10 protein-coding genes and 1 pseudogene are annotated in these 15,542 nt (G+C 38.6%); 7 read left to right on the top strand and 4 right to left on the bottom strand.

Annotated features, from left to right (window positions below; all coding sequences use genetic code 11):
- Positions 1 to 2 precede the first annotated feature (2 nt).
- Positions 3 to 347 carry a DUF3899 domain-containing protein gene (locus HZ311_RS10950; RefSeq protein ID WP_010736155.1) on the bottom strand — a complete coding sequence of 115 codons (345 nt, stop codon included), beginning with the start codon at positions 345 to 347 and terminating at the stop codon, positions 3 to 5.
- A gap of 80 nt (positions 348 to 427) precedes the next feature.
- On the opposite strand from HZ311_RS10950, the gene opp3b reads away from it, so the two are divergent.
- The 5 genes from opp3b to HZ311_RS10975 are packed head-to-tail and all read left to right on the top strand — an operon-like array spanning position 428 to position 5,448.
- A complete protein-coding gene (gene opp3b / locus HZ311_RS10955; RefSeq protein ID WP_023519216.1) occupies positions 428 to 1,369 on the top strand; it encodes an oligopeptide ABC transporter permease in 942 nt (313 codons plus the stop codon).
- On the top strand, positions 1,370 to 2,413 hold the full coding sequence (locus HZ311_RS10960) for an ABC transporter permease (RefSeq protein ID WP_019722499.1): 1,044 nt from the start codon (positions 1,370 to 1,372) through the stop codon (positions 2,411 to 2,413).
- Positions 2,414 to 2,418: 5 nt separating this feature from the next.
- On the top strand, positions 2,419 to 3,501 hold the full coding sequence (locus HZ311_RS10965; RefSeq protein ID WP_019722498.1) for an ABC transporter ATP-binding protein: 1,083 nt from the start codon (positions 2,419 to 2,421) through the stop codon (positions 3,499 to 3,501).
- Positions 3,476 to 4,429 (top strand): ABC transporter ATP-binding protein, encoded by a 954-nt coding sequence (locus HZ311_RS10970; protein WP_010736151.1) that lies wholly within the window; start codon positions 3,476 to 3,478, stop codon positions 4,427 to 4,429. Before HZ311_RS10965 ends, HZ311_RS10970 begins: the two co-directional genes overlap by 26 nt.
- A gap of 11 nt (positions 4,430 to 4,440) precedes the next feature.
- Positions 4,441 to 5,448, top strand: coding sequence for an RNA-guided endonuclease TnpB family protein (locus HZ311_RS10975; protein WP_023519217.1), 1,008 nt, complete (start codon positions 4,441 to 4,443; stop codon positions 5,446 to 5,448).
- A gap of 307 nt (positions 5,449 to 5,755) precedes the next feature.
- On the opposite strand, the pseudogene HZ311_RS10980 reads toward HZ311_RS10975, so the two are convergent.
- Positions 5,756 to 6,259: pseudogene (locus tag HZ311_RS10980) on the bottom strand (transposase); the annotation flags it as partial.
- Between the two features lie 207 nt (positions 6,260 to 6,466).
- Between HZ311_RS10980 and HZ311_RS10985 the strand changes: the two are divergent.
- Together HZ311_RS10985 and tnpA are read left to right on the top strand one after the other, a co-directional pair.
- On the top strand, positions 6,467 to 13,222 hold the full coding sequence (locus HZ311_RS10985; protein ID WP_178946663.1) for a hypothetical protein: 6,756 nt from the start codon (positions 6,467 to 6,469) through the stop codon (positions 13,220 to 13,222).
- A 548-nt stretch (positions 13,223 to 13,770) separates the two neighbouring features.
- Positions 13,771 to 14,223 (top strand): IS200/IS605 family transposase, encoded by a 453-nt coding sequence (tnpA, locus tag HZ311_RS10990; RefSeq protein WP_010736145.1) that lies wholly within the window; start codon positions 13,771 to 13,773, stop codon positions 14,221 to 14,223.
- 124 nt (positions 14,224 to 14,347) lie between these two features.
- On the opposite strand, the gene HZ311_RS10995 is transcribed toward tnpA, so the two are convergent.
- Together HZ311_RS10995 and HZ311_RS15800 are read right to left on the bottom strand one after the other, a co-directional pair.
- Complete coding sequence (locus HZ311_RS10995; protein WP_010736144.1) at positions 14,348 to 15,169, bottom strand: NUDIX domain-containing protein; 822 nt, start codon at positions 15,167 to 15,169, stop codon at positions 14,348 to 14,350.
- 91 nt (positions 15,170 to 15,260) lie between these two features.
- Positions 15,261 to 15,539 carry a hypothetical protein gene (locus tag HZ311_RS15800; protein WP_080674305.1) on the bottom strand — a complete coding sequence of 93 codons (279 nt, stop codon included), beginning with the start codon at positions 15,537 to 15,539 and terminating at the stop codon, positions 15,261 to 15,263.
- Between the last annotated feature and the right edge of the window lie 3 nt (positions 15,540 to 15,542).

The following is a 15,542-nucleotide window of genomic DNA, read 5'->3' on the forward strand; positions in this document are numbered from 1 at the left end:
ATTTAGACAAGTGAGATGAGCGCAAAGACAATCGAAAACACAAGCAAAATTCCAGCGATGATCAGCCAAAAGGTATACATACCGTAGCTGACCGAAGATAGGGAAGTAAATTCTGGTTTTTCCTTCCGGTTTCTCGTTCGTGCTAAGTGAAACGAACGTTGAAAGTGATCAAAGAAACCTGAGGAGAACACCCATAAAAATCCGCCGATAATCAAAAACGGCAACGCACATAAAAATAAATCATTGGATAATTGAAGAAGGGTCAACTGATCAGTCAAAGCATTTTTAAGTAACACGAGGACGATCACTAAACCGGCAAACAAATAAGGACGATATTTTTTTTTCATTTTTTTGCTCCTTTATCATTGGTTCATTAAATAATGTAGCGAAACATTGATCAGAAGTCAAAAGCTAGGGGGAAACATTCGTGAATAGTTATATAAAATATGTATTAAAACGTGTCTTCTTTATGGTCATCACACTTTGGTTGATTGCAACCATCACATTCTTTTTGATGCAATTATTGCCTGGTACACCTTACACAAACCAGGAACGTTTAAGTCCTGAAACAATTGAGATGTTGAACAAACAAGTTGGTTTGGATAAACCAGTCATCGTTCAATATGGGATCTATCTTTCTAATTTGCTCCAAGGAGATTTTGGTATCTCTTTCCAATTCAAAAACCAACCAGTTGCTAACTTATTAGCAGGACGAGTAGGACCTTCATTACAGCTTGGTCTACAAGCAATCATTTTCGGAACTTTCTTTGGAACGATCCTAGGAACAATCTCAGCAATGAAACAAAATACATGGGTCGATACGTCTTCTACATTAGTCGCGATCTTAGGACGTTCTATCCCTAACTTTGTTTTTGCTGTATTGTTACAATACATTTTTGCCATCCAATTTCGTGTATTACCGATCGCAAAATGGGATGGGTTCATGTATACGATCTTACCAACGATTGCACTAGCCATGTCGCCATTAGCCGACTCTGCCAGATTCATCCGAACAGAAATGGTCGAAGTCTTGCATAGTGATTATGTTGAATTGGCTCGAGCAAAAGGCTTGAGTCGTTGGGAAATTGCCTTCAAACATGGTCTACGTAATAGTTTGATCCCGTTGATGACCTTGTTAGGCCCATTAGCAGTCGCTTTGATGACTGGTTCATTAGTTGTTGAAAATATCTTTGCTATTCCGGGGATCGGTGAGCAATTCGTTAAGTCGATCACAACAAATGACTATCCAACGATCATGGCTGTCACGATCTTGTATTCATTTATGTTGATCTTAGTTATTTTAGTCGTGGATCTATTGTACGGACTAGTTGATCCGAGAATCCGAGTTTCTGAAGGGAGTCGAAGCTAGATGGAACTGATACCAAAACGCTACGAAACAATTGCAGAAATTCCTGCAGATGAATTTTTACCGTTACAAAAAAACACAGAAGAAGAACGTGAAAAAATCGAAGCTCCTTCACTGAATTTTATCCAGGATTCTTGGCGTCGATTGAAGAAAAACAAAGCGGCAGTTATTTCTATGGGATTACTGATCGTGATCATCTTTATCTCGATCATCACGATTTTCGTTTCACCCCATGATCCAACCGCTCAAAATGTCGATTACATCAACTTACCACCACGTATTCCTGGTATCAATATCGACGGACTAAACGGAAAAGCAATGGTTGCTGGTGAGTTAGTCGATAAATATGCGCAAGCAAATGTTCCCGCAGACGTGAACTACTTTTTAGGAACAGATGGTCTAGGTCGTGATGTGTTAAGTCGTTTGTTCATGGGAACACGTATCTCTCTACTGATTGCCTTCATTGCTGCGTTACTAGATGTAACGATCGGTGTTGCCTATGGTTTGATCTCTGGTTTGTTAGGTGGTCGTGTGGACAATGCGATGCAACGTTTCTTAGAGGTCTTATCTGGTATTCCTAACTTAGTCGTGATGATTTTGATGTTGGTCGTCTTTGAACCAGGGATCTTCTCGATCGTGGCGGCGATGGCGATCACGAACTGGATTCCGATGGCTCGGATCGTCAGGGCGCAAACCTTGAAATTAAAAGACCAAGAGTATGTGTTAGCAGGAATGACATTAGGTGAATCCAAATGGAAGATCGCCTTCAAGCATATCTTGCCAAACATTTCGAGTGTGATCATCATCCAAATGATGTTCAGTATCCCATCAGCGATTTTCTTCGAAGCTTTCTTAAGTTTCATCGGCCTAGGCTTGACACCACCTTCTGCTTCATTGGGAACGATGTTGAGTGATGGATACAAAACATTCTTATACTTGCCGTACCTATTATGGATACCGGCAGCAACCTTATCGGTGATCATGATTGGTTTCAACTTATTAGCAGATGGCTTACGTGATGCCTTTGATCCTAAAATGAAAGAGTGAGTACGATGACGAAAATTCTTGAAGTAAAGAACTTACAAATCTCCTTTGATACCTATGCTGGAAAAGTCCAAGCAATCCGAGGCGTCGATTTTCATTTGAACAAAGGTGAAACATTGGCAATCGTTGGCGAATCCGGTAGTGGGAAATCTGTAACGACTAGAAGTATCATGCGTTTACTGTCAAGTAACGCATCGATCGATTCTGGTGAGATTTTATTCAAAGGACAAAACATTGTTGATAAAACAGAAAAAGAAATGCAAAAGATTCGTGGGAAAGAAATTGCGATGATCTTCCAAGATCCGATGACTTCATTAGATCCAACGATGACGATTGGTAAACAAGTAGCAGAATCTTTACGTAAGCATAATAAAGTATCGAAAAAAGAGGGGCAAAAAGCCGCTTTAGAATTATTGAATCTTGTAGGAATCCCGGAAGCTGAGAAACGCATCCATAGCTATCCTCATCAATTTTCAGGGGGACAACGGCAACGGATCGTGATCGCGATCGCGTTGATTTGTTACCCAGAAATCTTGATTGCAGATGAACCAACGACAGCCTTAGATGTGACGATCCAAGCACAGATTTTAGAGTTGTTGAAAAAAATCCAATCAAAAATCGACACGTCGATCATTTTTATCACCCATGATCTTGGTGTCGTAGCGAATGTCGCTGATCGAGTAGCAGTGATGTACGGTGGAAAAATCATTGAAGTGGGGACATCTGAAGAGATTTTTTACAATCCACAGCATCCGTATACATGGGGCTTACTTGGCTCTATGCCTACATTGGAAAGTGGCAATGACCGCTTATATGCAATCCCAGGTTCTCCACCGGATTTATTGAATCCGCCAAAAGGTGATGCCTTCTATCCACGAAATGAATTTGCATTGAAAATCGATGCGGAACAAGCACCACCGTTTTTCGAACTATCACCAACACACCAAGCAGCTACTTGGCTATTAGCCCCACAAGCTCCAAAAGTGACACCGCCAGAAGAGATTCAACGGCGCTGGGCGATTTTTCAAGAAAAGCAAAAAGCACATGGCCAAGGGGGATTGAACAATGAACAAAAAACTGCTCGAGGTTAAAGGCTTAAAACAGTATTTTAATGTAGGAAAGAAAAATGAAGTCCATGCGGTGAATGATATCAGTTTTCACATCTATGAAGGAGAAACATTCGGCTTAGTTGGCGAATCTGGTAGTGGAAAGTCAACCACAGGTCGAACGATCATCCGTTTGAATGAACCAACGGGTGGCGAGATCTTATTTGATGGGCAAGATGTGACGAAATTAAAAGGCAAACAAGCCATGACAAAGTTTCGTCATGAAGTCCAAATGATTTTCCAAGATCCATATGCTTCATTAAATCCAAGAATGAAAGTACGAGATATTATTGCAGAAGGAATCGATGTCAACGGACTAGCTAAATCACCCGAAGAACGTGCAGAAAAAGTCAACGAGTTACTAAAAACAGTTGGCTTAAATCCCAGCCATGGCACACGCTATCCTCATGAATTTTCAGGGGGACAACGCCAACGGATCGGGATTGCACGAGCATTAGCAGTCAATCCGAAGTTTATCATTTGTGATGAACCAATCTCTGCTTTAGACGTATCGATCCAAGCCCAAGTGGTCAATCTTTTACAAGATTTACAAAAAGAGCAAGGATTGACTTACTTGTTTATCGCGCACGATCTATCCATGGTGAAACATATCAGTGACCGTATTGGTGTGATGCACAATGGCTTGTTGCTTGAGATGGGAACCAGTGAAGAAATCTATAATCATGGAGTGCACCCATATACGGAAAGCTTACTATCAGCGATCCCATTGCCTGACCCTGATCATGAACGCCAACGTCGCCGGATCAAGTATCAACCTGAACCAGATGATGGACAAATCCGCACGTTAAGAGAAATTGCTCCTGAACATTTTGTATATGCAACAGAACAAGAAGTTGCTTATTATGCGAAAAAATTAAAACGGCAGAAAGAAGCCTTGCTAGTCGCAAACTAGGGGAGAAGCCGATGCTAAAAGCCTTTAAATTTCGAATCTATCCCACTGATTCACAAAAACAGTGGTTGATCCAAACATTTGGTTGTGTGCGTTTCACTTACAATCATTTATTAAAAGCCAGACAGGCGTATTATTTAGAAACACAAGCGATCGATTATACGCTGACACCAGCTTCTTTAAAAAAGCAATATCCGTTTTTAAAAGAAGTCGATAGTTTAGCCTTAGCGAATGCCCAATTAAACTTGGATCGTGCATTTCGTAATTATTTTAAAGGACGCGCAAGCTTCCCCAAACTAAAAAATAAAAAAAGTATTTGGCAGTCGTATACGACGAATAATCAAAAAGGAACAATCTATTTAGAAGAAACATACCTCAAATTGCCAAAGCTAAAAGAGAAAATTCGCATCCATGCCCATCGTCCGATTGAAGGAACGATTCGTTCAGCAACGATCTCATCTCGATACAACGAGATCTTTTATGTCTCCTTGCTCTGTGAAGTTCCCCAAAAGACGATGAAAGCGTCAAATAAATGGATCGGGATAGCCTATGATCCAGATCGTCTAGTGGAGATGTCCACACCACTTGACATCACGATTCCTAAATTCAAACAAGTTGATCAACAACTTCTGCGGGCAAAGAGAAAGCTTGTGATCAAAGGACGATCAGCACAGCATCGACGCACACGCGTTGAAAGAGTAAAAAATTATCAAAAGCAAAAAAGGAAAATCAAAGACCTTTATTTAAAACAAAAATTTCAACGAGAAGACTATTTAGAACAAATTTCAGGAACAGTGATCCGTCATTATGATTATTTGTTTGTCGAATCGATTTCAGCAGATTGTCCGGAAGGTGATTTTTCTATCCAAGACTGGCATAAGCTATTAGCAAAGCTCCAATATAAATCGCAATGGTATAGCAAAAAGTTAGTATTGATCGATATGAAAGAACAAACAGATCCTTCCACAAATAAAAAGAGTCTGGAATTAGTTGAAATCGGGAAACAAGTCCTTTTTGAATAAAAAAACTGGTAGGGGCGCCAGGGTTCGCCTTGCTAATAAAAAACATCTATTGTTTTTGTTTCTAGGAATTTCTTTCAGAGAAGCTCACTAATTATGACAAACCAAAAAAGAGGAGAAGAGCATGAATGCTCTTCTCCTTTCAGACTGTAGACAAAAGCATCAGTTTCCTCTTTACTAAGAGTGTAGACTAATACTTTTGTCTATTTTTGTATAATAAAAGATATGGGCTCTTTGTCAATAAGGACTGATGAGTTGCGAAAAACTAAATCTGAGTCAGAACAAACCTCATTCTGACTCAGATTTTGTGTTATCTAACTTTGATTAATTGATTGGTCAAAAAGATTCTAATTTTCATATTCTCAAATGATTTAAATCCGTAGGATACTCGTTTCATTGTTTTTATGTGGGTATTCTTTGCTTCTATTTTTCCATTGGAGTAAGGATAAATCATCGCATTGCCGATGCCTTCTTCGTAGATCAGAAGGTTTTGAAGTTTCTCACGAAATCCTTCATCTAATGTTTCGGGAAGTTCTGCCAATAAGGAGAAAAGCAAGTCAGGATCTTTGTCTCGAAAAGCTTCAACTAATTCATGGAAAACGGGATACGCCTCCTTTAGGGGCGTGGAAAAGCTAAGCAATCGATCAATCATCATTGCTTCAGTAAGAAATGGGTATTTAGGTGCTCGGAAACTTTTCCATGTTTTATATTCATAGTGGTTAATGTTTGCACGATTTTTTAGCAGAAAGCGCCAGTTCTTTTTCAGTTTTTCTGCATGGCTTTTCTGTTCTACTTTACGTTGCTCATTCATTTGATTGTTTGGACAGCATTATACATTCCTCCTCAAAAAGCGAACGTTTTTTTTTAATTGTAATAAAAAAACTGTAGTCTGAGTTTTCTTTTTTAGTGTATTTTTTGAAGTTTGTATTATATGATACAAAAAAGAGTGATTAGGAGGTGCTTTTTGTTGACTACATATAAATAAACTATCTATCTTATTAATTAACGAGGAGTGAAAGAGATGCCAAAGTTACCAGAAGATGCTCATAGAGAAAAAATTGGGAATAATTACAACAAACGGAATGATGAACATCCGCCAGGAACGGACCAAAAGATTTTAACCTATCTAGCCAATCACAGGGGGCAAACGCTGATACGCAATGGTGTATGGACATTTACTGGATTGGTTTATCTAGCCACTATTTTTCAAAATTTTCGGCCAGTAGATCCTCCCGAACAACATCCGGTTATAAAAAAAGACTCGCCAGCATTTGAAGTCACTACACGAGTTGACGTGAGAAGAGAGGGGAATCAGGCAAGGATTCACTCCTTTGTTTCCACCTCCACCATCAATCGTGCTCGAATCCATTCCTTGAATCCAAACCATGCGATATCCCATTCGGATACAGACAAACTTTCTTATGACAATCAGACGTTTGCTAATACGACATCCATGGATCTATCACCGTACGTTGATCTCGCGAAGATGGTGCATGAACGAAGTCTTTCTTTGTACCGACGGAGGCATAAGATTCATCAACTGATCAATTGTACCACCACGAGAAGGACAGATCAGGTAAACACATGGATCGTCACAGGAACAAGTGTGGAACAAACGCGATTGACCACTATTTGCCAAGAAGCGATTACTCGATCGAATGCGCAAAATGAGCAAAAGAAACAAGAGAGGGAGAATTCTACACACTCTTCTCACCATAAGAATGATTCAAAAACTCAAGATTTTCCTTATTTTTCTGCACAAGAGTCGGCTCAAAAACTAAGTGAAGCCATCCGAACCACCTTTGAAACCAAATATAATGGCACAACAGATGCCCCAACGAATGTACATAGACCAATCCCAGCCACGTTTTGGAAGGGATTAACGGAGCGATTTTACCAGATCTTTCACCAATACGAGAATACGAGCTACACCCAAGAACAAAAAGACACAAGTGGTGGGTCAGTGCTGTCGCAGTTTGTGAATTTATTGTTGCGTACTTTTTCGATAGATTATGAGGAAGAGCTATCTAGTGATTTCCATTTAGAAAAGGATCAACAGTTACCGATGAATGTGTACTCCACGAAAGACTCGCATCCATCCAAGATTTCACCAAAAAAATCAAGGGAGGAAAAACAGGCGCAGGATCCTCAGGAAACAGCTTCAGAGGAAGTGACAGGCACACCACCAGAAGGTGAATCTGTACTATCTCCTGAAAAAGTGAGTTTCTTCACGCAACTTTGGGATCTAGTAGAAGATTTTTGTGAAAAAGTAGGGAGCTTTGATATTTTCCCAACATTTGGGGTGGAAGCAATGCCCCTTCCTGTTAGCACTGAAACAACTCTCGAAGACAGTTCGGTGAATGCGACAGCTATTCCTACGGAAGTACTTGGATTAAATGTGACAACAGCTGGAGAATTTGACACCACCCAAGAGCAAGAGATCAATGAAAAAATCCAAGCATTTTTGCGTGAAAATAGAGCTGATCCAGCAAAGGAAATAATTCAAGAAGAACAGGAAACACCTCTTCCAATGTGGAATAAGGAACAAAAAGAGGACATAAATAAAAAGCTGACTCATTTTTTCACGGAAAAAGGAATTGCTTGTCAAGAAAATGCTGAGGAATTAATGGAGACAGTCGGTGAGTGGGTACTTCTTGAAGGTGCAGCGCCACCAACGTTGGATATGGTGAAAGTTAAACAAATTGCAAAACTGATCTTGGAAATGAGCGAAGAGACAGTGATTTCAGAGGAACAAGCCGGTCTAACGGTCGGGACATGGATCTATGAAACAGTGAAGGACAACCAATCTGTGGCTTTAAATCTTGTTGTGGAAACGACTAAACAACCAGAAGGAACCAGTACGCCCCACCCCACAAGAACAGAAAACCAACCTGTGGCTTTAAATCTTGTTGTGGAAACGACTAAACAACCAGAAGGAATCAGTACGCCCCACCCCACAAGGACAGAAAACCAAAAAAATAACAGCGAAACTGATGGAATTCAATGGCGTGACCCTAATGTGCGAAAACAAATGGAAGCATTTTTTCAAGAAAAGGAATTATTACCAAATCAGCCAACCAAAGAACAAATATTGATCGCCTTAGGAAAATGGATCATCAAAGAAGAAAATAACAAATTCGTCTTCAATTATAAAAGAATTCAAGCAGTAGCAAAAGTGATTATAAAAGGATTGAAGCTTTATGATATAAAAGGAAAGGAAAAGATTTCAAACAAAGATGCCGAATTAACTGTCATGAAATGGGCCTTTGAAACGATATTAGGAAGTTCGATTGAAGCTTATATAGTCAAAACCTTAGTGTCGGCTCCTGATGTAGAGCAATTTACCATAGGTCGATTGAGAGATTTATTCACTGCCAGAAACTTAGAAAAAGAGGGATTAATTCAGTTAGATACGCCTACCCTTTCTCAAGAACAGAAAAGAGTCTTTAACAAATTATGGAATTTGTTACTTCATAAAGAGCTACCAAATTATTTTCTAGATAGCAGTGGTTTAGCGGATCACTTATTGATTTCTGATTATCAATCATTGATGCAGCTGACAGGAGCACAAATTTTAAATGAGAGTGGGTACCCACAGGCATTCAGTCAAGAAGATAGTTGGTTGATGGGGCAACATTTCTGGGAAACGATCCTTGAAAAAGGCGTGACCAGCTATGAAGAATTCCGTCAACTTCTAATGCCTTCTTTGCTTGCGGTCGCCCAACTAGAACCAAATCTATTACGAGAGGCATTGGCTACGGACACCTACAAAGAAGTGGCAATCAGTACCTTTATTGGATATCAACAAGAAGGTTATTATAAGCTAGTCGAAAATCAAGAACTCCTCAGTCAATTGTATAAAGCTTATCAAAAAGTCTTTCTTCAATGGCGTCGAAAAAAAGCATTAGCTATAACTGTGGCACAGACTTGTCGCGACAAAGGTTCCCTCATTTCATTTCATGTGATTAAACAAAATTATCTTATAGGTTCAGAAGATCCTTGTCCAGATATTGACTGGATTCCAGAGAAATTAGAAACTAGTTATGTTAAATTGACGAAAAATGTAGCAGATACGTATTTGCCACTGAATAAAAAACTGATAGAGTTTGCATTACTCGCCTTCGACAAAGAGGAAAGAGCGTTTATTTTCTCAGAAGGAACTCAGCTATATGAGGCAAATGCCGAGTTGACAAATGAAAGTGACTATATGGCTGAAGTGCCAGTCGCAAGTGTGGCTCTGAAGATGTATCAGTTGCTTTCTATGAAGAAGAAACAGAGAACGATTCTAAATCTAGACAAAACCGATCTGTTTGTAGCGGACAACGAAAAGGAAAAACGTTGGTATGCCCTGAAGCAGTTGGCTGGCGAAGGAGGTTATCGTTTTTATCGTGTTGATCAAGATCCTCTATTATACCTCAAATTTGGGTTATTTGATCAGAAAAACCTTTGGAAAAATGGGTATAAGAAAGAAGGAAATGAGATTCGGATCGGGGATAAACTTTTTACATTTTCTACTCGTATGAATTGGAGTAAAAAATTATCCCATGGAGTTGAGACAACTCCATTCATTGAAGCACTTAGTCGTAAACATAGTGATCAACTGTATCAACAATTGTATGATTCGGGAGACGACAAAGCGGATCTCGAAAAAGCTTTGGAGGTCGTCAAGCATTTTATTCCTTTTTATGATTGTGTGACAGGGAGCATTAATCAAGACACAGAAGGAGCAATTGTTTCTTGTACGATTGATGCCTTACTCATGATTCCGGTACTCGGTCAAGTCACTTCCCTCAATATGAAATTTACATTAGGTGCGGCTCGAGCGTTTGCCAGTAGAGGAATTCGCAACGCCATCAGAAGTGGTAAAAGTTTCCTACCAACAGCGGCCGAGACCAGAAGACTTGCGTTAACTCTTGCACAAACGATTGATCCAGGATTTGAGACCATTGTAGGTGGAGGACGATGGATCATTAGAAAAGTAGTGCAGTTCAAAAATGAACTTCGTGTGGGTAAAAAGACGAGAGAAATGTTAGAAAGAGTCGAAGCGTGGGAGAAGAAGCAAAAAGCGTGGGAGAAATCAATCGAGATCGTTCAGTTAAATGGTCTGGAAGTACCAGTGAGAAAAGTGAATGCTCATTTGTATATGCGCGTGACGAATCTAGAAACTGCAGAGGTGTTTGGCGGCTTGTTTATGAAAAAGGGGGATCGCTTAGAGCCCTATAGACCCGCTACATTTACGAATGAACAACTCAACTTGATTAACCTCTTGGAGGTGAAGTTGGATGAAAATCAGATCTTTGTCGTGGAAGATAATTTAAATCCTCAAGCCTATGGTATAGGAAAGATCACAACTGTAGCAAAAGAAGGTGAAGAAACGAAGCGTTGTATTGAAATGAAGGAGAAATTGATTGAAGTGACCATGACAGTCATCAAAAAGCATGGAATCCGATTAGATGTTTATGATCGTCATGAAGGAAAAATGTTACCAGTGAATTTTAACGGGATGGAATGGTATTTTGAAGAAGCAACGTCTACTTTCATATCAAAATCCGTAGAGGAAAAAATCGCTGGGATGTTAGATAAGTTTGAAACACTAAAAGATCCAAGTGGACTTTCTGCTCCGTATGGAAAGGGGATGATGTGGAATGAATCAGGCAGATCCTACATCAAGATCAATAATCATTACATTCCGTTGATCGCATTGGATAAAAATAGCAATCGGTATCATTTAGTGAAAAAGGAATACAATGAACCGATGACGATTTTGATATTTGATGAAAAAAAAGGCAAGTTTCGTTTTGAGACAGATTCGGAAAGAGCGAAGGTAGAAGCAATTGAACAAACAAGTAAGAAAGAAAAACCTCATAAGTTAGAGGCTTTACAGCATAAAAGAAAAACCACTTCAGGTGAATCAAGAGTGTCGCAAGGAGAGACACCGGGCACCTCAGGTACTTCAAGCACAAGTTCTCACGATAAAAGGGTTAAAATGGGCACATTGGTTGGTCAAGTGGAAAATAATGATATTCCCAAATCCGCGGGAAAATATGATTTATGGAGTAAACTTAGAGAAGCAGAGCTTTCTAAAGGTGTAATTCCAAGAATAGAAGATCCTAATGTTCGACTTGCACCGTTAACTGAATTTGTTTCAGATTTGCCTAATAAATATCATTTTAGTGACGAGGAAATAAGACAGAGTATTTTGAAAACAATTAAAGTGAACTTGCCGCCCAATTCTACTTTTAAAACAGTGGCAGGAGTTACTTCTGATAAAGTGCCAGACTTTCTCAAACCGTTTGTTCAAGATATGGAATATGGTCTTGAACAATTAATGGATTTTGCAGATTCTGGAATAGCCATATTTGAAAAATTATTGCTTGACAAAACTACTGAAAAAGTTGAGCTTAATAAAGCCGTGGCAAACGCTGAGGTTGAAAACGCTGTGGCAAAAGCTGTAGTTAACGATGCTGTGGCAAAAGTTCAGCTTGCAGAATCTCCGCTTGACAAAGCTATTGCACAAGCAGAGCTAGAAGAAGTTATGGCAAAAGCAGAGCAGGCACAATTTGAACTTGACAAAGCGATTGAACTAGTTAAGTTTGATCAAACTCTTTCACAATCTAAGGAAGGGAAATATTTAATAAAATTATTTTCAATAGGTGAGACTCCTAGCCAAGAACTCATCATAACAGAAACGATTAAAAGACTGTTGAATAGGTTGAAAAAAATCAAAAACTTCTATAAGCAATCAAAGGAATGGGACTATGAAAATATTTTGCTCGTTTGGAGTGATTCATTCACCAAGAAAGAAGGATTAGATGTTTATGTATCAACAGCTGATATAAATATTCCGAAAGCAGAGGTTTTTCCAGTTGATGGAGAATGTCGGGTCATTATTTATGCAGATAGTTTTCATTTGGATCCTCAAAAATTTCCAGAATATGAGCTAACAGCAAGACCTTCTTCAGTGCTCTTTCATGAAGGATCACATCTTGTTTCAAATACAAACGATCTGGCAGTTCAATATTATTCTCCAAGAGGGACGGAATTGACTACAGTACAAGCAATAAACCGGTTTTACGAGGAATTAAAAAACATAGTAAATGTAGATTCTAAACCTTTCGGTGTTTTTGTGGATCATTTAGCGAAAGAATTGAATTTACCTACCTTATCCAAGTCTGAGGTTATAAGGAGAATGTGTGAAGATGATGTGTTGCTTTATAATTTTTTATTGACAGATGCAGAATTCTTTACAATGATTTTAAGGGACATTATCGAAGGAAGAGAGGTGGATGAAATCGTTCGTGTCCCAAGAAGTACAGATAATAAAAAAATGAAACTAAAATTTCTGTTCCTCTATACGGCAATGGCTTATCTGTCTAGAAATTCAAATTTAGAGGTAAATCATCAGTTAAACCAAATGAAAGAACAGACCACAACAAAAGTAATGGATAATGTAAGTACAGATATCCCAAGTAAAGAAATGCCGAAAGAAACAAGAATGCCTGTACACACGGAATCTTTAAAAATACTAAAATATAAAGCAAAAGATATGTTGAAAAAGGAAGTCTCAGACCTTCTAACGGCTAGTATGATAAAAAGTAATAACAGTACAACTGAATATATTATAAAAGAACAAGGAGTAATGAGCCCAACACACCCTTCATTGACTTTAAGTTTCTCGAACCTTGTAACTAGTAGTATTGAAAAAAGTAATAAACTTCGACAAAATGTCTCGAAGAGACGAACAAACCATCTGCAAGAAGTAACTCCACAATATTAATTCAAGTAGGTCATTCAAAAATATATGGGCTTGGTATAATAAACTAAACAAAAAATTAAGGAGGAGTGATGGACGAGTTATATTAAAGTAGACACCAAGTTAAGAGAGTTTGTGGGGGAAATTACTATGAAACATGGACCATTTACACAAGAATTCAAACGATAAGCGGTTTTATTCATCTTGGATGAAGGACTACCTGTCCAAATTGTTTCAAAAAATTGGAAGTCCATCCTCACAAAATTAACTTATCTTTTTGTTCATAAAAGTCTTGCCAGTTCCCCCTTCATATTTAAATGAAAAAGGCTCGAGTAATGAAAAGCAACTCCCACAAATAGGAACCAAACATAATCAGACTGTAGACAAAGAAAAAATTTCTTTGTTCTACAGTTTTTTTGTTATTGACTTTAGTCAGTTTCGTTCGCGTAGCGTACGAAATAAAAAAACCGCGCGTTTCTATGCGTGGACGAAATAGCTTTAGCGATAAAAAACTCCTTTCGATATACTAATAGTGGCTACCAACCGCATATCAGATTGAAAGGAGTTTTTTTATGTCTAACAATGATAAAAGTTTAGCACATACAAGATGGAATTGTAAGTATCACATAGTATTCATCCCGAAGTATCGACGAAAAGTGATTTATGGAAAGTTAAGAGTAAGTATTGGTCAGATATTAAGAAAATTGTGTGAGATGAAAGATGTTGAAATCATTGGAGCACATGCAATGCCTGACCATATTCATATGTTAGTAAGAATACCGCCAAAGATTAGTATTTCTAGTTTTATGGGCTACTTAAAAGGACGAAGTGCAACTTTAATCCATGAAAAACATGCGAATTTGAAATATAAGTATGGGAATAAAAGCTTTTGGTCCAAAGGATACTACGTGAGTACGGTTGGGTTAAATCAAAAAACAATTGAAAAATATATTCGAGAACAAGAAGCAGATGATCGAATTAGAGATAGTATAAGTAAACAAGAGTATGTAGATCCATTTAAATAGTTAAAGAGAGATAGAGCTGTGAGCGAGCGGTTGGTGGTTATTTAAAAAGCCCCTTTTAAGGGGCTAGCGAGTGGTGAGCCCTTCTAGAGCTGTTAAAAAGCCACCCGTTTTCACGGGTGGATATTTACTCTGTATGTCCAGGTTTTAATTGATAGATCTTTGAGGGACGTCCGATACCGACAGGACGTTCACCGATTTCATCGAAGTATTGTAACATAGCTTTTTTGAAATTGGAATGATCGATCATTTTAAAATCGATCCCTAAGAATTTAGCGAATACTTTGCGTGCTTCAGTGATCGTGAAGTCTTTTCCTAGCACTTGAAGCACTTGGGGTTCATGTTCCATTTTGTTGACGACACGGTTGAAGGCTTTGACAATGATCTCGCTATGGTCAAAAGCTAATGTGTCTTTGCCAGAAGACTCGCTCGTCGTCAAGTCTAGAGTGATTGCTACATCCCCACTCGATAAATGCAGTTTGTTTGCATTGCGTTCAAGTGAAAACCACTGCACTTCTTTGGCATCGTCTCCAGCGATCAAAGGTTCTTCACCGATAAAGGCGAGATAGCTGACTGTCACGACCCAGCCACGAGGATCACGATTCGGTGTACTGAAGGTATGCAGTTGTTCAATATTTTCTTCGGATATGATGACGCCTGTTTCTTCTTTTGTTTCTCGCAATACGCTGGCACCAGTCGATTCATTTTTTTGGACGAATCCTCCGGGAAGTGCCCAAGAATTTCGGTAAGGATGGCTTTTACGTTGGATAAGTAAAACTTTTAATTGATCTTCTTCTTTGTTGTAGCAGAGTAAAACGATATCGACGGTCAAGGAAGGTTTTTCATATTCAGGACGTTCTTGGTCTTGGTACCAAGATAAGAAATCAGTTTCAGAGGCCTCTTGTTCATAATATGTTTTTTCTTCTTCTTTTGAATGAAAATGTTCCACTTTCTCACCTCCTATTATGTTAAGGTACTTTTTACTTTATTGTAGCAGAATCTCTCTGAAAACCAAAGATTTCTAGACAAATAAATCCAACTCAGAGTTGAAAAAGAAACGGTAAGAGTAGATTAAATAGGAAGAAAAGCAAATAAAAAGGGGGAAGCTTCTGTTTTTCTTCTCGAATGGCGAAAAAGCCACAGAGGACGATATACCCTGCTAGGATCACTCGAAGGATCAAAGTGAGCAAAAGAAAAGTATTTAATTGCCCATGTAGATTGAAATAACCATACAGATGTAAATAGTAAAAACTAAATAATAGATGGATGAGAGAAAGTAAAGCAATGCTGATAATCATTCGTTTGTGTTTTTTTGTCATTAG

The sequence above is a fragment of the Enterococcus mundtii genome, assembly GCF_013394305.1.
GTDB lineage: Bacteria > Bacillota > Bacilli > Lactobacillales > Enterococcaceae > Enterococcus_B > Enterococcus_B pernyi.